Genomic DNA, 26,535 nt, shown 5'->3' on the forward strand with positions numbered 1-26,535 from the left:
ACGCTTATTGTAAACCGTCGCGTGCGTGCGTTCCCGCGATGCGTGCGGATGGTGCCCCCGTTTGATGAGCATGCAGCCTTCTTCCCTTACCGCGGCGCCGCGTTGCGTGCGCCGCGCCGCACTCGACGCGCTGCGGATCGCCGAGCCGGCCGCGAAGGCCGCGCAGGTCCGTGCGCTGTATGACGCGCTGCTCGCCGGACAGGCCGCGATCGCGCCGGCGCTCGGCCTGGACGAGCCGGCCGACCTGCCCGGCCGTCCGGCGCGCCCGCCGCTCGTCGAGCCGCGCCAGCTCGAGCGCCGCAGCATGCGCTCGCCCGCGGGGCGCGCGGTGTTGCTGCACGCGCTCGCGCATATCGAATTCAACGCGATCAACCTCGCGCTCGACGCCGTGTGGCGCTTCTCCGGCATGCCCGACGCGTTCTACGCGGACTGGCTGAAGGTCGCGGCCGAGGAGGCCTATCACTTCACGCTGCTGTCCGACCGGCTGGCCGGGTTCGGGCATGCGTACGGCGATTTCCCCGCGCACAACGGGCTGTGGGAGATGTGCGAGCGGACCAAGGCCGATGTGCTCGCGCGGATGGCGCTCGTGCCGCGCACCCTCGAGGCGCGCGGGCTCGACGCGTCGCCGCCGATCCGTGCGCGGCTCTTGCAGGCGGGCGACGACGCGTCCGCGGCGATCCTCGACGTGATCCTGCGCGACGAAATCGGCCATGTCGCGATCGGGAACCGCTGGTTCCGGCACTTGTGCGGCGCCGCCGGCCGCGATCCGGTTCCCACCTACCGCGAGCTTGCCGAGCAGTACCATGCGCCGCGGCTGCGCGGCCCGTTCAATTTCGACGCGCGCCGCACCGCGGGATTCGAGCAGGCGGAGCTGGACGAACTCGCCGCGCAGGACGTGCCGGACGGCCCGGCGGCGGGTTAGGGCGAGCGGGCGCCGCCGGCTCCGGACGAGCGGGCGCCGCCGGCTCCGGACGGGCGGGCGAACGCTGCCGCCGACTGGCCACACGGGCCGCTCGGCGGCATTTCCGTGGCAGCCGATGCGCCGGACACGTACCGTCGGCTCACCGTCGCTAGAGCGCAGCCTCGACTGCCGGCCGCCGGAACGGAAGTGCCATCGCTATAATCGAACGACCATTCTTTTTTTGGCGGCTGCAATGAATGCCTCGAGTTCTGTTTCGGATTTCGTCACCGTCCGCGGCGTCAAGCTGCATGTGCGGCGCTGGGGCCGGCCCGATGCGCCGACGCTGTTCATGCTGCACGGCTGGATGGATGTCGCGGCATCGTTCCAGTTCGTCGTCGACGCGCTCGCGGGCGACTGGCAGGTGATCGCGCCCGATGCGCGCGGCTTCGGCCTGTCCGACTGGCCGGTCGCGCGGCAGGGCGGCGGTCATTACTGGTTCCACGAGTACCTGGGCGATCTCGACGCGCTGGTCGATCACTATGCGCCGACCGGCGAAGTCAACCTGGTCGGGCACAGCATGGGGGCGAACGTCGTGTGCCTGTACGCGGGCGCGCGGCCGGAGCGCGTGCGGCGCGTGGTCGACCTCGAAGGGTTCGGGCTCGCCCCCGCGCGGGCCGAGCAGGCGCCGCGCCGGCTGCGCGGCTGGCTCGACGAGCTGCGCGCGCCACCGGTGCTGCGCCCGTACGCGTCGCTCGACGACGTCGCGGCCCGGCTGACCAAGACCAATCCGCGGCTCGATCCGCGCCGCGCGGCGTTCCTCGCCGCGCACTGGTCGAAGCGCGGCGACGACGGCCTGTATCACCTGCTGGCGGACCCCGCGCACAAGATGGCGGGCCCGCAGCTGTACCGGCTCGACGAGGTGATGGCCGTCTGGAAGCAGGTGCGCGCGAAGGTGCTGCACGTCGAGGCCGTCAATTCGCCGACGCTCGCCTACATCGCGGGCGACATCCCGCTGGCCGAGTTCAAGGCGCGCTTCGGCGCGTTCCCCGACTGGCGCGAAAAGCTCGTCGAGGATGCCGGCCACATGGTCCATCACGACCAGCCGGAGCAGGTCGCGGCGCTGATCGAGGCGTTCTGCGCATAGGCCGGCGGCGGCCGCGGCGGGGCAGGCGGGCGGCGCATTTGCCGCATTGCAGTAGAATGAAGCTTCACCTGCCATACCGACAATGAACGCTGATCTCCACTGCCATTCGAATGTTTCCGACGGGTTGCTGTCGCCTGCCGACGTCGCGCGCCGCGCCCATGCCGGCGGCGTGACCCTGTGGGCGCTGACCGACCACGACGAGATCGGCGGCCAGGCGGCGGCGCGCAGCGAGGCGGAAGCGCTCGGCATGCGCTATCTGAGCGGCGTCGAGATTTCGGTCACGTGGGCGTCGCGCACCGTGCACATCGTCGGGCTGCACATCGATCCGTCGAACCCGGCGCTCGTCGACGGCCTGTACCGCACGCGCCACGGCCGTGCGGCCCGTGCGAAGGCGATCGCCGCGCAGCTCGAGACGCTCGGCATCCCCGGCGCGTACGAAGGCGCGCTGAAGTACGTGTCGAATCCCGACCTGATCTCGCGCACCCACTTCGCGCGTTTCCTGGTCGAGAACGGCCATGCCGCATCGACGTCCGACGTGTTCGACCGCCTGCTCGGCGACGGCAAGCCGGGGTTCGTTCCGCACCGCTGGGCGACGCTGTCCGACGCCGTCGCATGGATTCGCGCGGCGGGCGGCGAGGCCGTGGTCGCACACCCGGGCCGCTACCGCTATACGCCGGTCGAATTCGACGCATTCTTCGGCGAATTCATCGATCTCGGCGGCCGCGCGATCGAGGTCATCACGGGCAGCCACACGCCCGACCAGTACCGCGAATACGCGGACGTCGCGCGCCGCTTCGGCTTCGAGGTGTCGCGCGGTTCGGATTTCCATGCGCCGGGCGAAGGCCGCGTCGAACTCGGCAGCCTGCCGCCGTTGCCGCCCGACCTGAAACCGGTCTGGGAGCGCTGGCTCTGACGCGTCGCGGCCGCTTGCCGTTCGCCGTTCGCGCTGCCGGCGAGGCGCGCATCCGACTTCTCCCTCTTTACGTGTCCCCATGTCCCAGTTCTTCAGGATTCATCCGGATAATCCGCAGCCGCGCCTGATCAAGCAGGCCGCGGACATCGTCAGCAAGGGCGGCGTGATCGCAATGCCGACCGATTCGAGCTACGCGCTCGCGTGCCACCTCGACGACAAGGACGCGGTCGAGCGCGTGCGCCGCATCCGCGGCCTCGACGAGAAGCAGCACCTGTCGCTGCTCGTGCGCGACCTGTCGGAACTGGCCAACTTCGCGATGGTGGACAACCGTCAGTACCGGCAGATCAAGTCGGTGACGCCGGGCCCGTACGTGTTCATCCTGCAGGCAACCAAGGAAGTGCCGCGCCGGCTGTCGCATCCGTCGCGCAAGACGATCGGGCTGCGCGTGCCCGATCACGCGATCACGCTCGCGCTGCTCGAGTCGCTCGGCCAGCCGCTGCTCGGCACGACGCTGATCCTGCCGCCGGACGACGAGCCGCTGAACGATCCCGACGACATCCGCGCGCGGCTCGAGAAGCAGGTCGATCTCGTGATCGACGGCGGCGCGTGTCCGCGCGAGCCGTCGACCGTGATCGACCTGACGGGCGACGCGCCGCAGCTCGTGCGCGCGGGGCGCGGCGCGCTCGAACCGTTCGGGCTGTCGGCCGCGTAAGCGCCATTCATTTTTGCGCGAGTGCGCTTGTTACAATAACGCGATATGGACGCTTCCCTGATTCAGACCATCGCCGTCTACGCGCTGCCCGTGATCTTCGCGATCACGCTGCACGAGGCTGCGCACGGCTATGCCGCGCGCCTGCTCGGCGACAACACCGCCTACATGATGGGGCGCGTGTCGTTCAACCCGATGCGCCACATCGATCCGCTCGGCACGATCGCGATTCCGCTCGTGATGTATTTCCTGACCGGCGGCGCTTTCCTGTTCGGCTATGCGAAGCCGGTGCCGGTATCGTTCGGCAACCTGCGCGATCCGCGCTGGGGCAGCCTGTGGGTGGCGCTCGCGGGTCCGGCCTGCAACTTCGTGCAGGCGCTGGTCTGGGGCGTGCTGACCATCGTGCTGCCCGCGGCCGGCATCGACGAGCCGTTCTTCACGCGGATGGCCTATGCGGGCGTCAGCGCGAACCTGGTGCTCGGCGTGCTGAACCTGTTTCCGCTGCCGCCGCTCGACGGCGGCCGCATCCTCGCGGCACTGCTGCCGCCGAAGCAATCGATCGCGCTGTCGCGCATCGAGCCGTACGGTTTCATCATCGTCCTCGTGCTGGTCACGACGGGCGTGCTGACGAATTTCTGGCTGCGCCCGCTCGTGAACGCCGCGGCCGGCGTGCTGAGCGCCATCCTGTCTCCCTTCGCCTCGCTTTTCTAACGACAATCATGTTCCCAGATCGTATTTTCTCCGGCATGCGACCCACCGGGTCGCTGCACCTCGGCCACTACCACGGCGTGCTGAAAAACTGGGTGAAGCTGCAGTCCGAGTACCCGTGCTTCTTCTGCGTGGTCGACTGGCATGCGCTGACGACGCACTACGAAACGCCCGAGGTCATCGAGAAGAACGTGTGGGACGTGCTGATCGACTGGCTCGCGTCCGGCATCGATCCGGCGCAGGCGACGCTGTTCATCCAGAGCAAGGTGCCCGAGCATGCGGAGCTCGCGCTGCTGCTCGGCATGAGCACGCCGCTCGGCTGGCTTGAACGCGTGCCGACCTACAAGGAGCAGATGGAGAAGCTGAAGGACAAGGACCTGTCGACCTACGGCTTCCTCGGCTACCCGGTGCTGATGGCGGCCGACATCCTGCTGTATCGCGGCTCGCTTGTGCCGGTCGGTGAAGACCAGGTGCCGCACGTCGAGATGACGCGCGAGATCGCGCGCCGCTTCAACTACCTGTACGGCCGCGAGCCGGGCTTCGAGGAGAAGGCGCTCGAGGCCGCGAAGAAGCTCGGCGGCAAGCGCGCGAAGCTCTATCACGAACTGCGCAACGCGTACCAGCAGGAGGGCGACGACGAGGCGCTCGAACAGGCGCGCGCGATGCTGCAGGAATCGCAAAGCCTGTCGATGAGCGACCGCGAGCGCCTGTTCGGCTATCTCGAAGGCGCGCGCAAGATCATCCTGGTCGAGCCGCAGGCGCTTTTGACCGAAGCGTCGCGGATGCCGGGCCTCGACGGCCAGAAGATGTCGAAGTCGTACGGCAACACGATCGGCCTGCGCGAGGACGCCGAGACGATCACGAAGAAGGTCCGCACGATGCCGACCGATCCGGCGCGCGTGCGCCGCACCGATCCGGGCGATCCCGACAAGTGCCCGGTGTGGCAGCTGCATCAGGTCTATACGGACGAAGCGACGCACCAGTGGGTGCAGAGCGGCTGCCGCTCGGCGGGTATCGGCTGCCTCGACTGCAAGCAGCCGGTCGTCGAAGGGATCCTGCGCGAACAGCAGCCGATGCTCGAGCGCGCACAGAAGTACATGGACGATCCGTCGCTGCTTCGCGCGATCGTCGCGGACGGCTGCGACAAGGCGCGCAAGCACGCGGTCGAGACGATGCGCGACGTGCGCGAGGCGATGGGCCTGTCGTACACCTGACCTGACGGCATGCGCGAACCCGTGATTGCCGCCGCGGGCGGCCACATCGCCCAGACCGAGCCGTCGCGCTGGGTCAGCCGGTGGTCGCGGCTCGTCCCGGCGGGCGGCGCGGTGCTCGACGTCGCCGCGGGCGGCGGCCGCCATGCGCGCTGGTTTGCGTCGCACGGGCATCCGGTCGTCGCGCTCGACCGCGATCCGGCCGCGCTGGCCGCATTGCGCGCGATTCCCGGCGTCGACGCGCGCGACGCCGATCTCGAGGGCGCGCCCTGGCCGCTGCCGGCCGGCGCGTCGTTCGCGGCGGTGATCGTCACCCATTATTTGCATCGTCCACTCTGGCCCCATCTGCTCGATGCGGTGGCGCCGGGCGGCGTGCTGATCTACGAAACCTTCGCGCAAGGAAACGAAACGGTCGGCAAACCGTCCAATCCCGCGTTCCTGCTCGCCCCGGGCGAGCTGCTGGACGCGGTGCGCGGCCGCCTGCGGGTGGCCGCGTACGAGGACGGATTCGTCGCCGCGCCGCGCGAGGCGTTCGTGCAGCGCATCTGCGCGGTACGCGAGGGCGCGACCCCGACGGCGGGGGCGGGAATTCCACGTTACGAACTGCCCGGCTAATCCGCTACAATCTCAACGTTTACCGGTACATCAATCAATCGCGTTTCATGGCTAACGGCACCCAAGACGGCATTCAAATCCGCGGCAGCATCCCCGCGATCGTCACCCCGATGCTCGAAGACGGCAGTCTCGACCTGCCGGCGTTTCGCAAACTGATCGACTGGCACATCGCGGAAGGCACCGACGCACTCGTCGTGGTCGGCACGAGCGGCGAGTCGGCAACGCTCAACGTCGAAGAGCACATCCTGATGATCCGCACGGCGGTCGAGCATGCGGCGAAGCGCATCCCGATCATCGCGGGCGCAGGCGGCAATTCGACCGCCGAGGCGATCGAACTGACGAAGCACGCGAAGGCCGTCGGCGCCGACGCGACGCTGCAGGTCGTGCCGTACTACAACAAGCCCACGCAGGAAGGGATGTACCGGCACTTCAAGGCGATCGCCGAAGCGGTCGACCTGCCGGTGATCCTGTACAACGTGCCGGGCCGCACCGTCGCGGACATGGCGCACGAGACGACGCTGCGCCTCGCGCAGGTGCCGGGCATCATCGGCGTGAAGGAAGCGACCGGCAACATCGATCGCGCCGCGCACCTGATCAAGGCCGCGCCGAAGCATTTCGCGATCTACAGCGGCGACGATCCGACCGCGATCGCGCTGATGCTGCTCGGCGGCCACGGCAACATCTCGGTGACGGCGAACGTCGCGCCGCGCGCGATGAGCGACCTGTGCCGTGCAGCGCTGGCCGGCGACGTCGCAACGGCGCGCGAGCTGCACATGAAGCTGCTGTCGCTGCACAAGAACCTGTTCATCGAGGCAAACCCGATTCCGGTGAAGTGGGCGCTGCAGGCGATGGGCAAGATGCAGGGCGGCATCCGCCTGCCGCTTACGCCGCTCGACGAGCGCTGCCACGATGTCGTACGTTCGGCCCTCGTCGAGGCCGGCGTCCTCGCCTGAGGCTCAGGCGGCCGCGTCCTGCGGCCGCCGGCTCGACCCCTCATCAACCCGCACCGGCCGGCTCCGTCCGGCGCCGCTCCTGACGAGCGTTCTAGCAAGACGAAGGATTTCATGAAACGTTTCGCCTTTTCCTCTCGCGCCATCCAGGTTTCGGTGGTGGCGCTGGCGCTGGGCGCGCTCGCCGGCTGCGATACGCTGAACGACTATCTGGCTCCTGACCGGGTCAACTACAAGAACACGGGTTCGGCGCCGCCGCTCGCGGTGCCGAGCGACCTGAAGCCGGTGCCGACGACCCAGCAGTTCGTCGCGCCGCCGAGCAACGCCGGTCTCGGCACGCTGCCGCCGCGGGCGACCACGGCCTCCGGCAACGCGACCGACGGCGTCCCGAGCGCGCAGGATCCGCTCGGCATGCATATCGAGCGCGACGGCGATCGCCGCTGGCTCGTCGTGGACGGGCGCACGCCCGAGCAGCTGTGGCCGATCCTGAAGGAGTTCTGGCAGGAAAACGGCTTCTCGCTGAAGACCGACGCACCGTCGACCGGCATCATGGCCACCGACTGGGCCGAGAACCGCGCGAACATTCCTGACGACTGGTTCCGCCGCACGATCGGCAAGGTCATCGACTTCGCGTACTCGTCGGGCACGCGCGACCGTTTCCGCACGCTCGTGAACCGCACGCCGGACGGCAACACCGACATCTCGATCACGCACAGCGCGATGGAGGAAATGATGGTCGGTCCGCAGGGCGGCACGTCGTCGCGCTGGGAAGAGCGTCCGCGCAACCCGGTGCTCGAGGCCGTGTTCCTGTCGAAGCTGATGCAGAAGTTCGGCCTGAGCGACGCGCAGGCGAAGCAGCTGCTGACCGATGCGCGTCCCGCGACGGCGCCGGCGAAGGTCGCTGACACGAGCGGCGGCGCCGCGACGCTGCAGCTGGCGGAATCGTTCGACCGTGCGTGGCTGCGCGTCGGTCTCGCGCTCGACCGCACCAACTTCGCGGTCGACAATCGCGACCGCGAGAAGGGCCTGTACACCGTCCGCTACGCGAACACGATGGAAGAGCTGAAGCGCGACGGGCTGTTCGGCAAGCTGTTCTACGGCGGCCCGTCGGCGGCCAAGCCGGGCAAGGAATACCTGGTCAACGTGCGCGCGCAGGGCAATGGTGGCACGCAGGTCGCGGTGGTCGACGCGAACGGCCAGGTCGACAACTCGTCGGACGCGCAGCGGCTCATTTCGCTGCTGCAGGCCCAGCTGAACTGACCGCGTGCGCTTCGCCAGCCTTGGTAGCGGCAGCGAAGGCAACGCGCTGGTCGTCGAGGTCTCGAGCGGCACGACGACCACCCGCGTGCTGCTCGACTGCGGTTTTTCTGCGAAGGAGGTCGAGCGCCGCCTCGGCCGCCTGAATCTCGGCATCGACGATCTCGATGCGATCCTCATCACCCACGAACACAGCGACCACGTCGGCAGCGCGCTGACGCTCGCGCGGCGCGGGTCGCTGCCGCTCTACATGAGCTGGGGCACGGCGCGCGCAGTGGGCGCGGACGAGGCCGATGTCGATCTCCACGTGTTGTGGGGCGACGAGACGGCCGCGATACGCGATCTGGCCGTGATGCCCTATACGGTGCCCCACGACGCGCGGGAACCGCTCCAGTTCGTCTTCATGGACGGCTGTCGCCGGCTCGGCGTGCTGACCGACGTCGGCATGGCCACGCCGCACATCACGACCGTCCTGAGCGGCTGTGACGCGCTGGTGCTCGAATCCAACCACGATACCGCGATGCTCGCCGGGAGCCGCTATCCGCAGTCGCTGAAGGCGCGGATCGGCGGCAATCATGGCCACCTGAGCAACGATGCCGCCGCCGGCATCCTCGCATCGCTCGAACGCAGTCGCCTCCAGCATCTGGTCGCGGCGCACCTGAGCCAGCAGAACAACCGGCCCGAGCTGGCCCGCCAGGCGTTTGCCGGCGTACTGGGAACGGACGGGGAGGAGGTGGTCGTGGCCACGCAGGACGCGGGCTTCGACTGGCTGACGCTCGGTTGAGCGGGCGCAGAGCGGCGCAGAGCGGCGCAGAGCGGCGCGGGAAGGGGCGGGCGGCGTCTTGGCCTGCTTGCCTGCCGGGTGCGATGCGCGGAACCGACAGACGTAAAAAAACCGGCCCGAAGGGCCGGTTTTTTTTCAGCTGATGCTGAGGCTTACTGGCTTGCGCCCGAAGCCGGAGCAGCCGTCGCTGCCGAAGCAGCCGACGCCACAGCAGCAGCTGCGTCGCTCGCAGCAGCCGTTGCCGACGAAGCAGCAGCCGAAGCGTCGCTCGCAGCACCAGCAACTGCCGAAGCAGCCGACGAAGCAGCAGCCGATGCGTCGCTAGCAGCCGACGAAGCAGCTTGATCAGCGCTCTTGTTGCAAGCAGCCAGTGCAACAGCAGCCAACAGGGAAGCTACGAGGAGGGATTTCTTCATGATCACGTCCTTTTATGGTTAAAGGTAAGCAACAGCGCGAAACAATACCGGTAATGTGCTCCAACACCGACCTGGGCCGCTGGTGGAGACGCACTTCTAGAGCGTGAATCTTCCCTACGGCTTGGGCGGAAATTATATGCACTTTCCTATCGACCGTCGACAAATGCGGGGTCAATACGTTGTCTTTCCCATACAGAATTTGATCTGCACGGGCATACGGGGCGGCCCACTAAATCCGGTATCCGACCCGCAGCCAGCCCGCACAATACCATTCGTGCAGCAAGGCTGTCATCGAGGGAGCCCGGGATAGTGTTACAAACCGTTTCGCCTCCATGTGGCGGAGATTGGCCAGTTCGGGCAGCCATTCGCCGGCTTGCTCGAGCGGTTGTTCCTCGCCATTAATGAAGTACGATCGCGCGTTATACATCAATGCGGCGCGTCTGTCGAGATGCACGCCCCGGCGCGACGCCTGCGCGACGAACGCGGCCTCGGACAGCGGCCGCGCCGGCGGCTCGAATACGACGTTCGATTTGGGCTCGCTCAGGTAGCAGCCGAGGAATTCGGCGACGTCGCGCTTGCGCCAGCGGATCGCCTCGACGATCTCGGCGACGCGCTCGACCATCGCCGGCGGCAGTTGCGCGGGGGTGTCGACCGCCGGCTGCTTGGGGTCGCGGTAGAGCGCGTCGCCGCGCTCGTCGCGCAGGCCGCCGCGTTCCGCGAGGTAGTACAGGAATTGCGCGCCCAACTCCCCGGCGGACGGCGCCCGGAAGCCGATCGAGCAGGTCATGCATTCGCCTTCGGCCACTCCGTCGTGCGCGATGTGCGGCGGCAGGTACAGCATGTCGCCCGGCTCGAGCACCCATTCGTCGCTCGGCTCGAAATGCTCGAGGATCTTCAGCGGCACGTCCGGCTGCAGCGACAGGTCCTTCTGCGCACCGATGCGCCAGCGGCGCCGGCCTTCGACCTGCAGCAGGAATACGTCGTACGAGTCGAAGTGCGGGCCGACGCCGCCGCCGTCCGTCGCGTACGAAATCATCAGGTCGTCGAGACGCGCGTCCGGGATGAAGCGGAAGCGGTCGAGCAGCGCGCGCGCCGCGTCGACGTGGAGGTCGAGCCCCTGCACGAGCAGGGACCAGGATTTGCGCGAGATGGCCGGCAGCGCGCCCGGCTCGAACGGGCCGTGTGCAAGTTGCCACTTGTTACGAAAATGGGTGATCAGCCGCGATTCGGCGTCATAGTCGGCTGCCAGCTCGAACAATGCGTCGCGCGTGACAGGCGGCTTCACGCCGGGGATCGCCTGGCGGATCAGCAGCGGCTTTTTCTGCCAGTAGCGGCGCATGAATTGCGCCGGCGTGAGGCCGCCGAGCAGCGGCGTGGGAAGATCGGAAGGCGGCGCGCCGAGCGGGGCGTCAGCGGCATCCCGCGGTTCGGCTTGAGACCGGTTGCGCATCGTATAATGAGACTTGTATTTGGGAGAATTGGATGAAAATCGCAAAAAACACCGTCGTGTCGGTCGCTTACAAGCTGTCGGATGCGCAAGGCAATCTGATCGAGGAAAGCGACGAGCCGATGGTTTATCTGCACGGCGGCTATGATGGCACGTTCCCCAAGATCGAGGAACAGCTCGACGGCCAGGAGCCCGGTTACCAGGCGCAGGTTCAGCTCGAGCCGCAGGACGCGTTCGGCGACTACGATCCCGAACTCGTGAAGATCGAGCCGCGCGATCGTTTTCCCGAGCCGATCGAAGTGGGCATGCAGTTCGAAGGCACGCCGGAAGACGGCGACGAGGAAGTGGATTCGCTGATCTACACGGTCACCGACATCGCCGAAGACAAGGTCGTGCTCGACGGCAACCACCCGCTCGCGGGCATGGCGCTGCGTTTCGCGCTCACGGTCAAGGACGTTCGCGAAGCGACCGAGGACGAGATCGAGCATGAGCACGCGCACGGCGCGGAAGGCCTCGAAATCGTCGACGAGGACGAAGACGAGGACGGCGACGCACCGTCAGGGCGCACCCTGCACTGAACTGGCGGGCAGGCCGGGCGCCGGCCCCGACGCAGGGGGCGGCGCGGGCCACGAGGCGCCGCCCGGCGTCGTGCCGTCGCCCTGCAGCGGCGGCGCGACCGACGACGAGTCGGGCAGGGCCGGCAAGGCCGGGATCTCCGGCATCTGCGGCAGCGGGACCTCGTCGCGCGGCACGACCGGCAGCGCGGGCGGGGTCGGCAGATTCTTCGGCACGTCCTGCAGGCTCACGTTGAAGATCGTCTGCCGTGCCGGCGACACGTTGACCTTCACCCACTGATTCGCCGGCTGACGCGGTCCGATCGCGACACGCGTCACATTTCCCACCAGCACACCGTCGTCCGCATGCAGCGGGCGATCGATCAGGAAACCATTCGCAAGCGGCTCGCTGCTCGCGTGCATCACCAGGATCGGGCCGCGGAATGTCGCCGCCGCCTTCACCAGCGTTCGTTTCAGTTCACGGAAGCCGTCGCGCACGCGCGGCCGGTTGAAACGCAACCACGCGAAGCGTTCGGTCCGCTCGTAGCGATCGAACTGCGGATCGCCTTCGAACATCACCACCATTGCGCGCGCTTCGCGCCGCTTCGCGTATTCGGCCGCGTGGTCGATCCAGAAGCCGTTCGCGACGATGCGGTCCTCGAATTCACCGTTGCGGCCGCCGGCCGTCAGATAGTGATTGTTCGGCGCCGGTGCGTTCAGCGCGACGTAGACGACGTCGTCATGCATCCAGCGCGCGTTTTCGCGATACGGCCGGAACCGCGCGACTTCACTTTCGCGGGTGATCTGCAGCGCGCCGGCGTCGGGCAGTGCGGCGTCCGCCAGCAGGGTCTGGCGCAGGAAGTCCAGGCGTTCGACCGGGTCGTAGCTGCCGCCGGCCGCCGTGTTGCACGTGACCCAGTCGTCGTGGCCGGGAATGAACACGAGCGGCACGCGCGATGCGCCCAGGATCGCGCCGCGCTGCGTGTACAGCGGGTCGCGGCACGCTTCCTTCGCACCCTTGAGGTCGCCCGCATAGACGACGAAGGCCAGATTGCGCTCGCGCGCGATCGATTCGAACAGCCGCTGCGCGGCCGGCTCGTCGGCCGGCGCGTTGATGACGCCCGACACGATCGCGAACGAGTAGGGGGCGGCGGCACGCTTGGGCGGCGCCGCGAGCGCGCTCGCCTGCACGAGCGCGAGCGTCGCCGCGACCAGTGCGGTTGCGGCGGCGCGGGCCGGCCGGCCCGACGGGAGGCGTTTACGCGTGCCCGTCGGCATCGTGCGAGCGGACGAGCGTGCGCAGTTCGTACAGCAGGTCGAGCGCCTCGCGCGGCTTGAGGTCGTCGGGATCGATGTCGCGCAGCTTTTCGAGCGCCGGATGCGGGACGTCGGCCGGCGCCGGCGCATCCGCGCACGCGAGTTCGTCGGCCGCGGCGGGCGGCGCGCTGAACAGGTCGAGCTGCGGCGTGTGCTGCGCGGCCGACTGCTGTTCGAGATACGCGAGATGCTTGCGCGCGGCGCGGATCACCGGCGCCGGCACGCCCGCGAGTTGCGCGACCTGCAGCCCGTAGCTCTGGTTCGCCGGGCCTTCGTTGACCGCGTGCAGGAACACGATGCCGTGGCCGTGCTCGACGGCCGACAGATGGACGTTGGCCGCTTGCGGGAATTCGGCCGGCAGCTGCGTCAGCTCGAAGTAGTGCGTCGCGAACAGCGTGTAGCAGCCGTTTTGCGCGAGCAGGTGACGCGCGATCGCCCATGCGAGCGCGAGGCCGTCGAACGTCGACGTGCCGCGGCCGATTTCGTCCATCAGCACGAGGCTCTGCGGTGTCGCGTCGTTCAGGATCGCCGCGGCTTCGGTCATCTCGACCATGAAGGTGGAGCGCCCGCCGGCGAGATCGTCGGCCGCGCCGATGCGCGTGAAGATCCGGTCGATCGGGCCGAAGCAGGCCGATTTCGCGGGCACGTAGCTGCCGACGTACGCCATCAGCGCGATCAGCGCCGTCTGCCGCATGAAGGTCGACTTACCGCCCATGTTCGGGCCGGTGATCAGCAGCAGCTTGCGCTCGGCGCCGAACCGGCAGTCGTTCGCGATGAACTGCTCGACCTGCGCTTCCACGACCGGGTGGCGACCCTGTTCGATCTCGATGCCGATTTCGTCGGTGAAGGCGGGCGCGACCCAGTCGAGCGTGCGGGCGCGCTCGGCGAACGCGGCGAGCACGTCGAGCTCCGCGAGCGCCGACGCGACGCGCTGGCACTCGGGAATGAACGGCAGCAGCGCCTGCAGCACGCCGTCGTACAGCGCGCGCTCGCGGGCCAGCGCGCGTTCCTGCGCGGACAGCGCCTTGTCCTCGAAGGTCTTCAGTTCGGGGGTGATATAGCGCTCGGCGTTCTTCAGCGTCTGGCGGCGGCGATAGTCGTCGGGCACCTTGTCGGTCTGGCCGCGCGTGACCTCGATGTAGAAGCCGTGCACCTTGTTGTATTCGACGCGAAGGTTCGCGATGCCCGTGCGGGTGCGCTCGCGCGCCTCGAGATCGATCAGGAACTGCCCGCAGTTCTCGGAGATGTCGCGCAGTTCGTCGAGCTCCGCGTCGTAGCCGCGCGCGATCACGCCGCCGTCGCGCACCATCGCGGCCGGCTCGGGGGCGATCGCGCTCGTCAGCAGGTCGAGGCATTCGGCGGGCGGCGCGAGCGCCGCGTCGACGCGGGCAAGCGCATCCGCGTTCGCGACGATCGCGCTGATGCGCTCGCGCAGCGCGGGCAGCGCGGCGAACGTGTCGCGCAGGCTCGACAGGTCGCGCGGCCGCGCGGACAGCAGCGCGAGCCGCCCGGTGATCCGTTCGACGTCGGCGATCTGGCGCAGCGCGCTGCGCAGTGCGTCGAGGCTCGCGTTCGCGGGCGCGTCGAGCAGTGCGCCGATCGCTTGCTGGCGCGACTGCGCGGCGACCGACGCGCGCGGCGGATGATGCAGCCAGTGACGCAGCAGACGGCTGCCCATCGTCGTGCAGCAGGTGTCGAGCAGCGAGTACAGCGTCGGCGATTCGGTGCCGCGCAGCGTTTCGGTCAGCTCGAGGTTGCGGCGCGTCGCCGGATCGAGTCCGATGTATTCGGTTTCGTTCTCGACCTTCAGGCTGCGCACGTGACGCAATTGCTGACCCTGTGTCGCGGCCGCGTACAGCAGCAGTGCGCCGGCGGCTCCGCATGCGCTCGTCAGCGAATGCGCGCCGAAGCCGTCGAGGCCCGCGACGTCGAGCTGGTCGCACAGGCGCTGCGTGCCCGATGCGATATCGAAGTGCCATGCCGGCACGCGCTTGATCGCGCCGGCGCCCGCAGGCACGGCGTCGGTCGCGCCGTCCGCCGTCAGGATTTCGGCCGGCCGGATGCGTTCGAGCGCGGCGCCGAGCTGGTCGGGTTCGATCTCGGCGAGCCGCAGCGCGCCGCTCGCGAGGTTCAGCCACGCGAGGCCGATGTTGACCGCGACGCCGCGCTTGTTGTGGCCCGTGCACATCGCGAGCAGGTAGACGTCGTTCTTGTCGGACAGCAGTGCCGCGTCGGTCAGCGTGCCGGGCGTGACGACGCGCACGACCTTGCGCTCGACCGGCCCCTTCGACGTGGCGGGGTCGCCGATCTGCTCGCAGATCGCGACCGATTCGCCCATCTTCACGAGTTTCGCCAGATACTGTTCGACCGCATGATGCGGGACGCCGGCCATCTTGATCGGCGTGCCGGCCGAGGCGCCGCGTTGCGTGAGGGTCAGGTCGAGCAGGCGTGCGGCTTTCTCCGCATCCTCGAAGAACAGCTCGTAGAAGTCGCCCATCCGGTAGAAGACGAGCGTGTCGGGGTGATCGGCCTTGATGCGCAGGTACTGCTGCATCATCGGAGTATGGCCGGCGAAGGCTTCGGGCGACAGCGTGGTCATAGGTCAGGCAGGAAGTTGTTGCTTTGGTTGCCCGAGTTTACCAGTCGCTTCCATGTGCACGGGCGAAGTTCGCCGTTCGGCCAGTTGCCGGCGGCCGCGACGAGCCGCCGCCGGCTTGGACGGTCGGAGGTCCAAAGCACCCGAAATCGGCTGGACGTCGCCGGATCCGCTACCTGATCTTGAACGAATAATCGCCGCGCGTGCGATGCCCGTCCGACGCGACCGCCACCCAGTGCACCGTGTACGTGCCGGGCGGCGATGGCGGCAGTGCCACGTGGATCGACTTCGTGTCATTCGGGTCGACTTCCGCCTTTTCCGTGTTCACCTGTTTGCCCGCCGAATTGCTGACGCTGAGCGAGCTGAATGCGGGTTCGAGCGGTCCGTCGAAGATGATCGTCACGCCTGCCGGCGCCGCTACTTCCGCGCCCGCGGACGGCGATTGTTTCTGCGGAAACACATGGGCGAATGCCGTCGACGCGGTCAGGATGCCCGTCGCGAAGGCCGCTGCGCATGCCCCGGAATGAAATCGGTCGAATCTGCGCATCATTATTCTCCGTTGCCGAACAGCGGCTTGCCGATCGAGCGGGGCAGGATGTCATCGAGATAAAGATGCACTTGCAACAGGATGCCCACGCCCGTTCCGCTCGCGTGATTGACCGGGATCTGCGCCTCGATGCCGAGCTGGCCCCAGCGATTCAGCCACAACGCGCCGGGGTTGATCGTTCCGGTCGTATGGCCCGAACACGGACTGGCGGTGCACGTGCTCATCGGCAACTCGACGACCGGGATCAGGCTGTCGAACGGCGCCTTGAGGCCCACGTCGCGCACGAAGTGCTGCAGATAGGGCAGGCTGTATTGCACGGTGACGCCCCAGTTCAACGAATTCGGATCGGCACGGTTCAATGCCAGGCGGGGGCCGACGGTGCCCGTGATCGCCAGCGGCTTCAGGTACTTCAGGCTGTCTGGCAGGTCGCCGAAGCCCTTGCCGAAGTACAGCGTCGGCGTGATCGCCGAGTGCGGATCGGCGATCGACCTCGCCCCCGTTCCGCCCAGCTCCGCGGTCGCGCCGACGGAGGCCATGAGCTCATGCCTTTCGTTGACGTAGAAGCGGTATTTGGCACCGACCTGCCAGTTGTCGAAACCGCGCGCCGAGCCGTCATTGGGCGCATTGAGATTGACGTACGTGCCGGTCACGGTTAGCTGGAAACGGGACGTGATCAGCTTGTCCCATTCGAGTGTCGTCGTGTTGCTGTTCTGCTTGTCGCCATCATCCGTGTCGGACTGGAGGTGGCCGAACTCGAGGTTGAGTTCGTCCCCGACGCCGGGATCGTCGACCGCCATGGTCGCCGGAAACACGCGGTTGCCGGCAATCGCGTGAGCCGTTGCAACGGACGGTAAAAGCAGCAGGACGGCAAATGCGGCTGGAATGACGGACGCTACAAGCGCCGGCATGGTATTGCGTACAGGTTGGGTGTACATGGTCCCCCCGTTCTGAAGATCGCGTCGATGCGCTCGCGGGTCCGTCAAAAGACAAAGGACGCGCGAGCACCGGCGATGCAATGTCACAAGCATCGCCGCTGGCTGACTCATTCAGGATGAAAGCGGAGGGGCGCGCGGCTGTGCCGCGGTAAATCGGAAAGCGCTGCGGGGTGCCTGCAACAGGGGCGCCAACGCCGGATGAGCGGCCCGGTCCGTCGGCACGAATCCCGAGGTTCCGCCCAGTAACACCGGCATGTCGGCAAGCAGCCCGCAATATGCGCACGCCTGCCAGTGAACTGCCTTCCCGGGCAACGATGAATGGTCGGGGGCGGTGACATCCGGACCGTCCTCGTTCCGTACTGTACAGAACGACCCGGATACCGCCTCGAACGCTCGCTCGGACGACAGGCTCTGCGACACCGTCGGCGCAAGCGTCGTCAGCAGGATCGCAAGCAATCCCAGAATGCTGCCGATCTTCCTGCGAAGCAGAGCTGACATGACCTTGGCGGAATCATGCACCAGCAGGCGCGTTGCCGAAATTATGGCATGCGTGCCGGACCGCCCCCGATGGGTAATCTCCCGCCTCGTGCATACGCAACGGGAGGAATTTCGCGCCGGTTCTGACGCATGTCGGGCGTTCGTTTGCGCCAGACGCGACCGGCCGCTTCGGGGTGCGGGAGCGGCCGGTGCAGGCGTTTCATGGCGTAGGCTCGGGCCTCATCGCCTGGTCGATGCTTGGTCGGATGACGCGCAGGTACCGCTGCCTTCATCGGCGTGACGTCGGCAGGTGCGGTGGCGGGTCGGGCGTTCATGCGACGCGCAAAGCTCGCGTCGGCCACGCTCCTCAAACGTTGTCCATGCGCCAACGACGCGGCGTAACACCGGTCAGGCGCGTGAATGTTCTCGTGAAGTGGCTCTGGTCGGCGAAGCCGCATGCATCCGAGATCATTTGCAGCGGCATGGACGATGTGCGCATGTACATCATTGCGCGTTCGATGCGCTGATTGATCAGCCAGCGATGGGGCGGTAACCCGGTGGTCTGATGAAAGGCCTTCACGAAATGGCCACGAGACAGGCCGCACGCTTTCGCCACATCGGCGATCGAGATGTTGCCGGTAAGGTGTTCGAGCAGAAAGCCTTTCGCCACGCGCTCCTGCCACGCCGTGAGTGTGCCGGTCGACTTCTCCCGCCGCTCGCCGATGCCGCCGTACAGACGCGCGACATGCGTCTGGAAGGCGAGCGCGACGTGGTCGATAAACAGCTGGGATGCGTGTTCGGGCCGCGCCAGGGCGGGGAGCAGGGCTTGGCCCAGGCGATGGATGACCGGATCCGTTGCACTCAAATGCGGCGGCAAGTAAAGCTGGGGCCGCTGCCTGCCACCGATTTCATCGACTGTCTCCTCCAGCGTTCGGCGCGGGAGGTGAAAATGGATGCAGTCGAACGCCCCCTTCAGGTCGGAAACCCAGTTGCGATCGAGGTCGTGAATCGTGACGGTCCCCGCGTCATAGGGGACGAAACGAGCAACACGTCCGTCAAGCCACAATTCCTGTTCGCCGAACGCGCGCAATTGCAACACGATGAGATCGGCGTTTTCAAGTTCGTATGGCGCGGTTCGGCCAATATTTCTACGAGATGTCTGCAGTCGGCTGATGCCGACCTGGGTGTGCGGCAGCGTCTGCGTGACCACGCTTTGCCTGAGGTCGGCCGGCATGAAATCAGATGACGCGTTGTCCGACTGTGCGGCGGTCATGGATTCGTGGAAACGTGGAGAATTCGGCCGCGGAGTATACCAAAGCGAAATTTGGCCTGGCATCGGTCGTGTTCGGCACATCGACCACTAATGGCCGCGGTGCATCGCAAAGAGGGGGGAGCTTCGCGTGGCGAGCCTTGTCAGGCAGGGTGCAGATACTGCTGGATCACCCGGCGCACGGACCTTCGTGCGCCGGGCCCGACGGGCAAGATCAGGACGCGTGCGCCGACATCAGATCGAGGGCCACCGCCTGCGCGACCTCGATACCGTCGATGGCTGCCGAATAGATGCCGCCGGCATACCCGGCGCCTTCGCCGGCCGGATACAACCCTTCGACGTTCACGCTCTGGTAATTGTCCTTGCGCCGGATCCGGATCGGCGACGACGTGCGCGTTTCCACGCCGGTGAGCACCGCGTCGTGCATCGCGAAGCCGGCGATCTTCTTGTCGATCTGCGGCAGCGCTTCACGAATGGCTTCGATCACGTAGTCGGGCAGCGCGGTGCTGAGGTCGGTCGGGCGCACGCCCGGCTTGTACGACGGCACCACGGAACCGAGCGACGTCGACGGCCGGCCTGCGATGAAATCGCCGACCAGCTGGCCCGGCGCGCTGTAATCGCCGCCGCCGAGTTCGAACGCGCGTTCTTCCCACTTGCGCTGGAACGCGATGCCCGCGAGCGGCCCGCCCGGATAGTCCTCCGGCGTGATGCCGACGACGATGCCCGCATTCGCGTTGCGCTCGGCGCGCGAATACTGGCTCATGCCGTTGGTGACCACGCGGCCCGGCTCGGAGGTCGCCGCGACCACTGTGCCGCCGGGGCACATGCAGAAGCTGTAGACCGCGCGTCCGTTGCTGCAGTGATGAACCACCTTGTAGTCGGCCGCGCCGAGCTGCTTGTGGCCCGCGAACTTGCCGAAGCGGCTGCGATCGATCAGCCCCTGCGGATGTTCGATCCGGAAACCCAGCGAGAACGGCTTCGCTTCGACATACACCCCGCGATCGTGCAGCATCTGGAACGTGTCGCGTGCGCTGTGGCCCACGGCCAGCACCACGTGATCGCACCGGAGCGTTTCGCCGTTCGACAGCGTGAGCGAACGCACCTTGCCCTGATCGATCTCGATGTCCTCGACCCGGGTTTCGAAGCGCACTTCACCGCCCAGTTCGTGGATGGTCGCGCGCATCTTTTCCACCATGCTGACGAGGCGGAACGTGCCGATGTGCGGCCGGCTCAGATAGAGGATGTCCTCCGGCGCGCCGGCCTTGACGAATTCGTCGAGCACCTTGCGGCCGTAGTGATGGGGATCCTTGATCTGGCTGTACAGCTTGCCGTCGGAAAACGTCCCGGCCCCGCCTTCGCCGAACTGCACGTTGGACTCGGGATTGAGGACGCTCTTGCGCCACAGGCCGAAGGTGTCCTTGGTGCGCTCGCGCACGGCCTTGCCGCGTTCGAGGATGATGGGGCGGAAACCCATCTGCGCGAGGATCAGCCCCGCAAACAGGCCGCACGGCCCCATGCCGATGACGACCGGGCGCAGGAAGTTGCCGTGCTCGGGCGCCTTCGTGACGAAGTGGTACGCCATGTCGGGCGTCACGCCGCAATGCGGCGTGCCGGCGAGTCGCGGAAGCACGGCCGCTTCGTCCTTGACCTCGACATCGACGATGTACGTGAGCTTGATGTCGGAGCGCTTGCGCGCATCGTGCGCACGGCGGAACACCGTGTAACGGAGGAGCCCGTCTGCCGCCACGCCAAGCTCCGCGAGGCGCGCGCGAATCGCGGCTTCGAGGGCGCTCTCGGGGTGGTCGAGCGGGAGTTTAAGTTCGCTTAGCCGTAACATGAATATTCGGATACGGTCGCCACGAAGTCGTGGCGGTGTTGAGACGGGCGCGGGCGCGGCGCGGATTTACTCCGCTGCCGGATGCATGTAGCTGTAGCGGTTCAGGATCGGGATCATCTGCGCGTAGATCTTCGGATTCGCCGCGACGATCTCATGACGATGCAGGAAATCGGCGTCGCCCGTGTAGTTGCCGACGAGGCCGCCAGCTTCGGTGATCAGCAGGCTGCCCGCCGCCATGTCCCACACGTTGATACCTTGCTCGAAGAACGCGTCGAGACGGCCGGCCGCGACGTTCGCGAGATCGAGTGCGGCCGCGCCCGGGCGGCGCAGCCCCGTGCAGGCCTGGGTCATTTCGGTGAACAGGCGCGCGTAGGCGTCGAGGCCGTCCTTCTCGCGGAACGGGAAGCCCGTGCCGACCAGCGCGTCCGCCAGGCGGTCGCGGCGGCCGACGCGGATGCGGCGGTCGTTCAGGTACGCGCCGCGGCCGCGGGTGGCCGTGAACAGGTCGTTCTTGTTCGGATCGTAGACGACGGCCTGCGTGACGACGCCCTTGTGCTCGAGCGCGATCGACACGCAGTAGTAAGGGAAGCCGTGGATGAAGTTGGTCGTGCCGTCGAGCGGATCGATGATCCACTTGAATTCGGATTCGTTCTCCGATTCGCCCGATTCTTCCGCGAGGATCGCGTGGTCGGGGTAGGCGGTCTTCAGCGTCTCGATGATCGCCTCTTCGGCGGCCTTGTCCACTTCGGTGACGAAGTCGTTCTGCTGCTTCTTGCGGATCTCGATCAGGTCGAGGTCGAGGGACGCACGGTTGATGATCTGTCCGGCGCGGCGCGCAGCCTTGACAGCGATGTTGAGCATGGGATGCATGAGCCTGGATCCTGTAGCCGGCGGCACGGGCCGCCACGAAGTGGAACACACCGCCCGGAACGGCGCAAAACGTGCCGGGCGAGATGAGACGCGAATTGACAAAGAGCAGGGTACGACCCGCGTCGCACGGGGTGCGGCGCGTAAGCGCATGATTTTACCCGATTTTCGGGAGTTTCAGGTGACCGGGATGCGGGGAAACCCCACTGGCCGTCCGGACGAGTGGGTTTGCCGGGGCGATGGCGATACCATACTGCCATTCTGACGAACCGAGTCGTATGTAGTGGAAACCCCGCAGAACCCCGCCGTGCCGTCCGAATCGGGCACGGCTTCGTCCCCGCCGCCGTCCGGCGGCTTCACCTCCACCCGTTTCGTGCTCGTCGAGCCGAGCCATCCCGGCAATGTCGGGGCGGCCGCCCGCGCGCTGAAGACGATGGGTTTCTCCAGGCTCGTCCTGGTCGCGCCGCGCGTGCCGCACGTGCAGAGCGACCCCGAGGCGATCGCGATGGCGAGCGGCGCGGACGACGTCCTCGCGTCCGCGCACGTCGTGCCCACGCTCGGCGACGCGCTGTCCGGCGTCCACTGGTCGATCGCGCTGACCGCGCGCACGCGCGAATACGGGCCGCCGCGCCTTGCGCCGCGCGCGGCCGCCGAACAGGCGCACACGCAGGTCGGCACCGGCGACATCGCGCTCGTGTTCGGCAACGAACGGACGGGCCTCGCGAACGAGCACGTCGAGCAGTGCAGCGCGCTTGCGCATATCCCGGCGAATCCGGCCTACAGTTCGCTGAACCTCGCGCAGGCCGTGCAGGTGCTCGCGTATGAACTGCGTGTCGCGTTCCTGGAGCAGGGAAGCGAGGCGTCGCGCGACGTGCAGGCCGAAGTCGGCACGCTCGCGCAGAGCGACGAGATCGAGCGGATGTACGCGCACCTCGAGAACGCGCTGGTCGCGCTCGATTTTCTCGACCCGCGCAACCCGAAGAAGCTGATGCCGCGGCTGCGGCGCCTGTTCGCGCGCACCGGCCTCGAGCGCGAGGAGGTCAACATCCTGCGCGGCATCGCGAAGCACATCCTGCTGAAGTCCGGCACGCCCGAAGGCGACGCGTAAGCGGCCGAAGTACGCCGCGGCCGGGCGCTCATGCGTTCGACGGATGCGCTCCGCCTGCAGCCGGCGTGTCGCATCGGCCGCCGCGACGGGGGTGCCCGGTCCGTGCCCGGCCACCGGATGACCGCATAACCGCATAACCGCATAACCGCGTTACCTGGCCACGACGGGCGTCCCGCGCGAATACCCGCGCCGCCGACGGGGTGAACGCGCGACGCTGTGCGGCCGCGGGCGAGTGGCCCTACAATCGCCGAACATCATAAGCAAATTACCCGGCGCGATAACGACCGGCCGTTGCCGGCGGGCGTGCCGGCCTTTTCCCCAGCCCAGACCCGATCATGTTCACCAGACTGCGCGAAGACGTTGCGACGATTCGCGAGCGGGATCCCGCCGCTCGCAGTGCCTGGGAAGTGCTGACCTGTTATCCGGGGCTGCACGCGCTCGTGCTGCATCGCTTCGCGCATGCGTGCTGGCGCGCGAAGCGCTACTGGCTCGCACGCTTCGCGTCGCAGGCCGGGCGCTTCCTGACGGGTATCGAGATCCACCCGGGCGCGACGATCGGCCGGCGCGTGTTCATCGATCACGGGATGGGTGTCGTGATCGGCGAAACCGCGATCGTCGGCGACGACTGCACGATCTATCAGGGCGTGACGCTCGGCGGCACGTCGCTCACGCGCGGCGCGAAGCGCCATCCGACGCTCGAGGCCGGCGTGATCGTCGGTGCGGGCGCGAAGGTGCTCGGCGGTTTCACCGTCGGCGCGGGCGCGAAGATCGGTTCGAACGCGGTTGTCGTGAAGCCGGTGCCGGCAGGCGGTACCGCGGTCGGTAATCCTGCGCGCATCGTGCTGCCGGCGCAACCGAAGCCGCAGCCCGAGCGCGCCGCGTTCTGCGCGTACGGGATCACGCCGAACGCGGACGACCCGATGTCGCTCGCGATTCACGGCCTGATCGACCACGCGGCGAAGGAAAGCCGGCGCGTCGACGAGATCGTCGCGGCGCTCGAGCAACTCGGCACGCATCTGGAAACGCTGCAGGGCGCGGACGCGGCGCGTCTCGATCTGCGCAGGCTGTCGGCGGTGCTGGAAGGCAAGGCGGTCGAGCGCCAGGCGTAACGCGGCGCATGCCGGCGGCCGCCGGCAGCTGCGGTCGTGTCGCTCGCGTCAGTCGAGCGGCATCGCGTGGATGCCTTCGGCGTCCACGCGCAGATAGCCGCCGCGCGGCATGCCGTGGTCGAGATCCCAGTCGGGCAGTACCCAGCGAATCCCGCCTGGTTCGAGGTGGCGCGCGGGGCGATGCGTGTGGCCGTGAATGATCACGCTCGCACGGCTCTTCCGGAACAGCGCGGCGATACCTTCACGCGTGACATCGTAGATCGGCGAAGCGGGGCGCATCCGGCCCGCTTCGCTGTTCGAGCGCATCCGTTGCGCGAGCGCGCGGCGCCAGCGGAACGGCCACGCGAGAAACAGCGCCTGCGCGACGCCATTGCGGGCAAACCGCCGAAATATCTGATAGCCGCGATCGGCCGTGCATTGCGCGTCGCCGTGGGTGAGCACGATGCGCTGGCCGAACGACGTGATCAGCGCCGGGTCGCGCAGCAGCATCGCGCCGGCCGCCTTCATGAAGCGCCGGCCGAGCAGGAAATCGCGGTTGCCGTGCATCACGTAGAGCGCGATCCCGCGCTCCGAGAACGTATGCATCAGCGCGGCCATGCGTGCCGCGAACGGATCGTGGTCGAGCACGTCGTCGCCGATCCAGTATTCGAACAGGTCGCCGAGGATGAACACCGAGTCGGCGCTGTCGGCCGTGTATTTCACGAAATGCTCGAACGCGGCGACCGTCTTCGGAATCGCCTCGCTCAGGTGCAGATCGGAGAGAAACAGGAACGGGCGTGCGGCTTGCGCGTATTCGCGCTCGCCCGGCACGCCCGCGGAGACGCTTCGCGGCGGACTCTCCTGCAACATCGAAGTGCCTCCGTAACGGCTGTGGGTCAGACCACCACGGCCTTTTCGATCACGACGTCGTCGGTCGGGACGTCCTGGTGGAAGCCCGCGTTGCCCGTCTTGACGCCCTTGATCTTGTCGACCACGTCCTGGCCTTCGACAACCTTGCCGAACACGGCGTAACCCCAGCCCTGCGGCGTCGGCGACGAGTGGTTCAGGAAATCGTTGTCGTTCACGTTGATGAAGAACTGGGCGGTCGCCGAGTGCGGATCGTTCGTGCGCGCCATCGCGATCGTGTAGTTGTCGTTCTTCAGGCCGTTGTTCGCTTCGTTGTCGATCGGCGCGTCGGTCGGCTTCTGCTTCAGGCCCGGCTCGAAGCCGCCGCCTTGAATCATGAAGCCGTTGATCACGCGGTGGAACACCGTGCCGTCATAGTGGCCCTTCTTCACGTAGTTGAGGAAGTTCTCGACCGTCTTCGGTGCCTTCGCGGCGTCCAGCTCGAGCTTGATCACGCCGTGGTTCGTGTGCAGTTCAACCATGATGAATTCCTTCGGTGAGGCGGTTTAAATGGCACGCGGCCGGTCGTGCGACGCGGCCGCGTGTGGCGCCGGACGTGCCGGCAGGTGCTTATTTCGAAACGATGCTGGCCGATTCGATCAGGACCGGCTGGGCCGGCACGTCCTGCATCGGGCCGCGCGAGGTCGTCGCCACGCCTTCGATCTTCTTCACGACGTCGAGGCCCGACACGACCTTGCCGAACACCGCATAGCCGTTGCCGTCCGGGTTCGGGTAGTCGAGGCCGCTGTTGTCGACCGTGTTGATGAAGAACTGCGCGGTGGCCGAGTTCGGATCGCTGGTACGCGCCATCGCGATCGTGCCCGTCAGGTTCTTCAGACCATTGCGGCTTTCCAGCGGGATCGGCGCGCGGGTCGGCTTCTCCTCGAAGTTGGTCTTGTAGCCGCCGCCCTGGATCATGAAGCCCTTGATCACGCGATGGAAGATCGTGCCGTTGTACTGGCCGGCCTTCACGTAGTCGAGGAAGTTGGCGACCGTCTTCGGCGCCTTCTCCGGGTAGAGCTCGACACGGATGTCGCCCTGGGAGGTCTTCAGCTGCACGACGGGGTGCGCGGTGGCCGATTGCGCGAACGCGGGCGCGGTCGCGAGAAGGGCGGCGCCGCCAAGCGCCAGCAACAGACGTTTCATTGCGATCCTCAGGTTGGGAGGGAGGGAAGGTTGCGCCGCTTACTGCGACGGCGCGACGTACGGCGCTGCCAGCGCACCGGACGGACCGTTGAACTGGAACGTCGGCGACATCGGCAGCGTAGTGGTGCTCACGTTTGCGGCGGCGCGATCGGTGTACGCGCGCGTGGCCGGCGTGACGGCGCGCGCGTTGGCGGCCGGCTTCGGCGGCGACACGATCTTCTGCAGGTCGGCGAGGCGCTGGGCGGTCGCGCCGCTCGTGCGGCCGAGCGATTGCGCGCGCTTGTACGATTCGGCCGCGAGGCGCAGATAGAGGTCGCCGAGGTTTTCGTAAGCGAGCGAGTAGCCCGGGTTCGATTGCGTCGCGGTGACGAGCGCGCTGCGCGCTTCGTCGTAGCGGCCGTGCTTCGCGTAGAGCGCCGCGAGGTTGTTGTACGGTTCGGGCAGTTCGGGATAGGCCTGCGTGATCGCGACGAACTGCTGGATCGCGTCGTCGTCGCGGTTCAGGCGGGCGAGCACGGTGCCGCGCTTGAACTGCGCCTGCACGTCGTGCGGATTCGCCGCGATGCGCGCGTCGAGTTGCGCGAGCGCCTGTTTCCATTGCTTGCCGGAGATCGACGCGTCGATTTCGGGCGTGCCGTCGGCGGTGGCCGGGGCCTTCTGCGCATGCGCCGCGGGGGCCGCGAACAGCGTCAGTGCGACGCCCATGACGGCGGTCGCAACGAGGGTCGCAGCGCTCGGCGCGCGGCCGCGATGAGGTTTCATAGGCGTAAATCGGAATGTTATACTCCGAGCCATTCTAACAAAACGTCTGCGCGTTCCGGCGAGCGGCAGA

The 26,535-nt window shown here is 67.4% G+C and carries 28 protein-coding genes; 14 read left to right on the forward strand and 14 right to left on the reverse strand.

Annotated features, from left to right (window positions below; genetic code table 11):
* The first annotated feature begins 64 nt into the window (after positions 1–64).
* The 11 genes from U4012_RS20695 (at position 65) to U4012_RS20745 (ending at position 9,517) form a co-directional block, all read left to right on the forward strand.
* The gene (locus tag U4012_RS20695) at positions 65–922 is read left to right on the forward strand and encodes a ferritin-like domain-containing protein (protein WP_321801125.1); all 858 of its coding nucleotides are present in this window, start codon (positions 65–67) and stop codon (positions 920–922) included.
* A 232-nt stretch (positions 923–1,154) separates the two neighbouring features.
* Positions 1,155–2,045, forward strand: a complete 891-nt coding sequence (locus U4012_RS20700) for an alpha/beta fold hydrolase (protein WP_124488297.1) — start codon at positions 1,155–1,157, stop codon at positions 2,043–2,045.
* Positions 2,046–2,127: 82 nt separating this feature from the next.
* A complete protein-coding gene (locus tag U4012_RS20705; protein ID WP_321801128.1) occupies positions 2,128–2,958 on the forward strand; it encodes a 3',5'-nucleoside bisphosphate phosphatase in 831 nt (276 codons plus the stop codon).
* Between the two features lie 79 nt (positions 2,959–3,037).
* Positions 3,038–3,670: an L-threonylcarbamoyladenylate synthase gene (locus tag U4012_RS20710; protein WP_124522131.1), complete on the forward strand. Its 633-nt coding sequence runs from the start codon at positions 3,038–3,040 to the stop codon at positions 3,668–3,670.
* 45 nt (positions 3,671–3,715) lie between these two features.
* Positions 3,716–4,378 carry a site-2 protease family protein gene (locus U4012_RS20715; RefSeq protein WP_044847994.1) on the forward strand — a complete coding sequence of 221 codons (663 nt, stop codon included), beginning with the start codon at positions 3,716–3,718 and terminating at the stop codon, positions 4,376–4,378.
* A gap of 8 nt (positions 4,379–4,386) precedes the next feature.
* Positions 4,387–5,589 (forward strand): tryptophan--tRNA ligase, encoded by a 1,203-nt coding sequence (locus tag U4012_RS20720; RefSeq protein ID WP_044847993.1) that lies wholly within the window; start codon positions 4,387–4,389, stop codon positions 5,587–5,589.
* 9 nt (positions 5,590–5,598) lie between these two features.
* Entirely contained in the window at positions 5,599–6,201 is a 603-nt protein-coding gene (locus U4012_RS20725; RefSeq protein ID WP_321801133.1) for a class I SAM-dependent methyltransferase, read from the forward strand.
* 47 nt (positions 6,202–6,248) lie between these two features.
* On the forward strand, positions 6,249–7,154 hold the full coding sequence (gene dapA / locus U4012_RS20730; RefSeq protein ID WP_044847991.1) for a 4-hydroxy-tetrahydrodipicolinate synthase: 906 nt from the start codon (positions 6,249–6,251) through the stop codon (positions 7,152–7,154).
* Between the two features lie 111 nt (positions 7,155–7,265).
* Positions 7,266–8,411 carry an outer membrane protein assembly factor BamC gene (gene bamC, locus U4012_RS20735; protein WP_044847990.1) on the forward strand — a complete coding sequence of 382 codons (1,146 nt, stop codon included), beginning with the start codon at positions 7,266–7,268 and terminating at the stop codon, positions 8,409–8,411.
* 4 nt (positions 8,412–8,415) lie between these two features.
* Positions 8,416–9,192 (forward strand): MBL fold metallo-hydrolase, encoded by a 777-nt coding sequence (locus tag U4012_RS20740; RefSeq protein WP_321801138.1) that lies wholly within the window; start codon positions 8,416–8,418, stop codon positions 9,190–9,192.
* A gap of 142 nt (positions 9,193–9,334) precedes the next feature.
* Positions 9,335–9,517 carry a hypothetical protein gene (locus U4012_RS20745; protein WP_185500420.1) on the forward strand — a complete coding sequence of 61 codons (183 nt, stop codon included), beginning with the start codon at positions 9,335–9,337 and terminating at the stop codon, positions 9,515–9,517.
* A 20-nt stretch (positions 9,518–9,537) separates the two neighbouring features.
* Here the strand turns inward: U4012_RS20745 and U4012_RS35975 are convergent, their stop codons facing one another.
* Complete coding sequence (locus U4012_RS35975; RefSeq protein ID WP_011657350.1) at positions 9,538–9,783, reverse strand: hypothetical protein; 246 nt, start codon at positions 9,781–9,783, stop codon at positions 9,538–9,540.
* 54 nt (positions 9,784–9,837) lie between these two features.
* On the reverse strand, positions 9,838–11,058 hold the full coding sequence (locus U4012_RS20750; RefSeq protein WP_044847988.1) for a cupin domain-containing protein: 1,221 nt from the start codon (positions 11,056–11,058) through the stop codon (positions 9,838–9,840).
* Between the two features lie 32 nt (positions 11,059–11,090).
* Between U4012_RS20750 and U4012_RS20755 the strand changes: the two genes are divergently transcribed.
* Positions 11,091–11,633, forward strand: a complete 543-nt coding sequence (locus U4012_RS20755; protein ID WP_044847987.1) for an FKBP-type peptidyl-prolyl cis-trans isomerase — start codon at positions 11,091–11,093, stop codon at positions 11,631–11,633.
* Here U4012_RS20755 and U4012_RS20760 read toward each other — a convergent pair.
* The 8 genes from U4012_RS20760 to U4012_RS20795 all read right to left on the reverse strand — a co-directional run bounded on the left by U4012_RS20760 (position 11,613) and on the right by U4012_RS20795 (position 21,458).
* Positions 11,613–12,887 (reverse strand): hypothetical protein, encoded by a 1,275-nt coding sequence (locus tag U4012_RS20760; protein WP_321801142.1) that lies wholly within the window; start codon positions 12,885–12,887, stop codon positions 11,613–11,615. The genes U4012_RS20755 and U4012_RS20760 overlap by 21 nt on opposite strands.
* Positions 12,868–15,525: a DNA mismatch repair protein MutS gene (mutS, locus tag U4012_RS20765; RefSeq protein WP_321801144.1), complete on the reverse strand. Its 2,658-nt coding sequence runs from the start codon at positions 15,523–15,525 to the stop codon at positions 12,868–12,870. The genes U4012_RS20760 and mutS overlap by 20 nt, the downstream gene beginning before the upstream one ends.
* 169 nt (positions 15,526–15,694) lie before the next feature.
* Positions 15,695–16,072 (reverse strand): copper resistance protein CopC, encoded by a 378-nt coding sequence (locus U4012_RS20770; protein WP_321801146.1) that lies wholly within the window; start codon positions 16,070–16,072, stop codon positions 15,695–15,697.
* Positions 16,072–17,004 carry a hypothetical protein gene (locus U4012_RS20775; protein ID WP_321801148.1) on the reverse strand — a complete coding sequence of 311 codons (933 nt, stop codon included), beginning with the start codon at positions 17,002–17,004 and terminating at the stop codon, positions 16,072–16,074. Before U4012_RS20775 ends, U4012_RS20770 begins: the two co-directional genes overlap by 1 nt.
* Before the next feature lie 111 nt (positions 17,005–17,115).
* A complete protein-coding gene (locus U4012_RS20780; protein ID WP_321801150.1) occupies positions 17,116–17,502 on the reverse strand; it encodes a DUF2946 domain-containing protein in 387 nt (128 codons plus the stop codon).
* A 346-nt stretch (positions 17,503–17,848) separates the two neighbouring features.
* Positions 17,849–18,754 (reverse strand): AraC family transcriptional regulator, encoded by a 906-nt coding sequence (locus U4012_RS20785; RefSeq protein ID WP_321801152.1) that lies wholly within the window; start codon positions 18,752–18,754, stop codon positions 17,849–17,851.
* Between the two features lie 211 nt (positions 18,755–18,965).
* On the reverse strand, positions 18,966–20,588 hold the full coding sequence (locus U4012_RS20790) for an NAD(P)/FAD-dependent oxidoreductase (RefSeq protein WP_124522119.1): 1,623 nt from the start codon (positions 20,586–20,588) through the stop codon (positions 18,966–18,968).
* Between the two features lie 66 nt (positions 20,589–20,654).
* A complete protein-coding gene (locus U4012_RS20795) occupies positions 20,655–21,458 on the reverse strand; it encodes an inositol monophosphatase family protein (protein WP_044847980.1) in 804 nt (267 codons plus the stop codon).
* Positions 21,459–21,738: 280 nt separating this feature from the next.
* Here U4012_RS20795 and U4012_RS20800 point away from each other — a divergent pair, with 280 nt between their 5' ends.
* Positions 21,739–22,563 carry an RNA methyltransferase gene (locus U4012_RS20800; protein WP_321801155.1) on the forward strand — a complete coding sequence of 275 codons (825 nt, stop codon included), beginning with the start codon at positions 21,739–21,741 and terminating at the stop codon, positions 22,561–22,563.
* A 335-nt stretch (positions 22,564–22,898) separates the two neighbouring features.
* Positions 22,899–23,672, forward strand: a complete 774-nt coding sequence (gene cysE, locus U4012_RS20805; RefSeq protein ID WP_321801157.1) for a serine O-acetyltransferase — start codon at positions 22,899–22,901, stop codon at positions 23,670–23,672.
* Between the two features lie 48 nt (positions 23,673–23,720).
* Here cysE and U4012_RS20810 read toward each other — a convergent pair whose 3' ends face one another.
* The 4 genes from U4012_RS20810 to U4012_RS20825 form a co-directional block, all read right to left on the reverse strand.
* Positions 23,721–24,521: a UDP-2,3-diacylglucosamine diphosphatase gene (locus tag U4012_RS20810; protein WP_321801159.1), complete on the reverse strand. Its 801-nt coding sequence runs from the start codon at positions 24,519–24,521 to the stop codon at positions 23,721–23,723.
* A gap of 26 nt (positions 24,522–24,547) precedes the next feature.
* A complete protein-coding gene (locus tag U4012_RS20815; RefSeq protein ID WP_006483987.1) occupies positions 24,548–25,039 on the reverse strand; it encodes a peptidylprolyl isomerase in 492 nt (163 codons plus the stop codon).
* Positions 25,040–25,127: 88 nt separating this feature from the next.
* Positions 25,128–25,703 carry a peptidylprolyl isomerase gene (locus U4012_RS20820; RefSeq protein ID WP_012364186.1) on the reverse strand — a complete coding sequence of 192 codons (576 nt, stop codon included), beginning with the start codon at positions 25,701–25,703 and terminating at the stop codon, positions 25,128–25,130.
* Positions 25,704–25,742: 39 nt separating this feature from the next.
* Positions 25,743–26,465: a tetratricopeptide repeat protein gene (locus U4012_RS20825; RefSeq protein ID WP_321801163.1), complete on the reverse strand. Its 723-nt coding sequence runs from the start codon at positions 26,463–26,465 to the stop codon at positions 25,743–25,745.
* Positions 26,466–26,535: the final 70 nt, after the last annotated feature.

The organism is Burkholderia sp. BCC1988 (assembly GCF_905339895.1).
Taxonomy (GTDB): domain Bacteria; phylum Pseudomonadota; class Gammaproteobacteria; order Burkholderiales; family Burkholderiaceae; genus Burkholderia.

Excerpts from the sequence above, each read along its gene's own strand:
- U4012_RS20695 (WP_321801125.1), top strand. The coding sequence starts at position 65 with ATGAGCATGCAGCCTTCTTCCCTTACCGCGGCGCCGCGTTGCGTGCGC.
- U4012_RS20700 (WP_124488297.1), top strand. The coding sequence starts at position 1,155 with ATGAATGCCTCGAGTTCTGTTTCGGATTTCGTCACCGTCCGCGGCGTC.
- U4012_RS20705 (WP_321801128.1), top strand. The coding sequence starts at position 2,128 with ATGAACGCTGATCTCCACTGCCATTCGAATGTTTCCGACGGGTTGCTG.
- U4012_RS20710 (WP_124522131.1), top strand. The coding sequence starts at position 3,038 with ATGTCCCAGTTCTTCAGGATTCATCCGGATAATCCGCAGCCGCGCCTG.
- U4012_RS20715 (WP_044847994.1), top strand. The coding sequence starts at position 3,716 with ATGGACGCTTCCCTGATTCAGACCATCGCCGTCTACGCGCTGCCCGTG.
- U4012_RS20720 (WP_044847993.1), top strand. The coding sequence starts at position 4,387 with ATGTTCCCAGATCGTATTTTCTCCGGCATGCGACCCACCGGGTCGCTG.
- U4012_RS20725 (WP_321801133.1), top strand. The coding sequence starts at position 5,599 with ATGCGCGAACCCGTGATTGCCGCCGCGGGCGGCCACATCGCCCAGACC.
- dapA (WP_044847991.1), top strand. The coding sequence starts at position 6,249 with ATGGCTAACGGCACCCAAGACGGCATTCAAATCCGCGGCAGCATCCCC.
- bamC (WP_044847990.1), top strand. The coding sequence starts at position 7,266 with ATGAAACGTTTCGCCTTTTCCTCTCGCGCCATCCAGGTTTCGGTGGTG.
- U4012_RS20745 (WP_185500420.1), top strand. The coding sequence starts at position 9,335 with ATGCTGAGGCTTACTGGCTTGCGCCCGAAGCCGGAGCAGCCGTCGCTG.
- U4012_RS20750 (WP_044847988.1), bottom strand. The coding sequence starts at position 11,058 with ATGCGCAACCGGTCTCAAGCCGAACCGCGGGATGCCGCTGACGCCCCG.
- U4012_RS20755 (WP_044847987.1), top strand. The coding sequence starts at position 11,091 with ATGAAAATCGCAAAAAACACCGTCGTGTCGGTCGCTTACAAGCTGTCG.
- U4012_RS20760 (WP_321801142.1), bottom strand. The coding sequence starts at position 12,887 with ATGCCGACGGGCACGCGTAAACGCCTCCCGTCGGGCCGGCCGGCCCGC.
- mutS (WP_321801144.1), bottom strand. The coding sequence starts at position 15,525 with ATGACCACGCTGTCGCCCGAAGCCTTCGCCGGCCATACTCCGATGATG.
- U4012_RS20770 (WP_321801146.1), bottom strand. The coding sequence starts at position 16,072 with ATGATGCGCAGATTCGACCGATTTCATTCCGGGGCATGCGCAGCGGCC.
- U4012_RS20775 (WP_321801148.1), bottom strand. The coding sequence starts at position 17,004 with ATGTACACCCAACCTGTACGCAATACCATGCCGGCGCTTGTAGCGTCC.
- U4012_RS20780 (WP_321801150.1), bottom strand. The coding sequence starts at position 17,502 with ATGTCAGCTCTGCTTCGCAGGAAGATCGGCAGCATTCTGGGATTGCTT.
- U4012_RS20785 (WP_321801152.1), bottom strand. The coding sequence starts at position 18,754 with ATGACCGCCGCACAGTCGGACAACGCGTCATCTGATTTCATGCCGGCC.
- U4012_RS20790 (WP_124522119.1), bottom strand. The coding sequence starts at position 20,588 with ATGTTACGGCTAAGCGAACTTAAACTCCCGCTCGACCACCCCGAGAGC.
- U4012_RS20795 (WP_044847980.1), bottom strand. The coding sequence starts at position 21,458 with ATGCATCCCATGCTCAACATCGCTGTCAAGGCTGCGCGCCGCGCCGGA.
- cysE (WP_321801157.1), top strand. The coding sequence starts at position 22,899 with ATGTTCACCAGACTGCGCGAAGACGTTGCGACGATTCGCGAGCGGGAT.
- U4012_RS20810 (WP_321801159.1), bottom strand. The coding sequence starts at position 24,521 with ATGTTGCAGGAGAGTCCGCCGCGAAGCGTCTCCGCGGGCGTGCCGGGC.
- U4012_RS20815 (WP_006483987.1), bottom strand. The coding sequence starts at position 25,039 with ATGGTTGAACTGCACACGAACCACGGCGTGATCAAGCTCGAGCTGGAC.
- U4012_RS20820 (WP_012364186.1), bottom strand. The coding sequence starts at position 25,703 with ATGAAACGTCTGTTGCTGGCGCTTGGCGGCGCCGCCCTTCTCGCGACC.
- U4012_RS20825 (WP_321801163.1), bottom strand. The coding sequence starts at position 26,465 with ATGAAACCTCATCGCGGCCGCGCGCCGAGCGCTGCGACCCTCGTTGCG.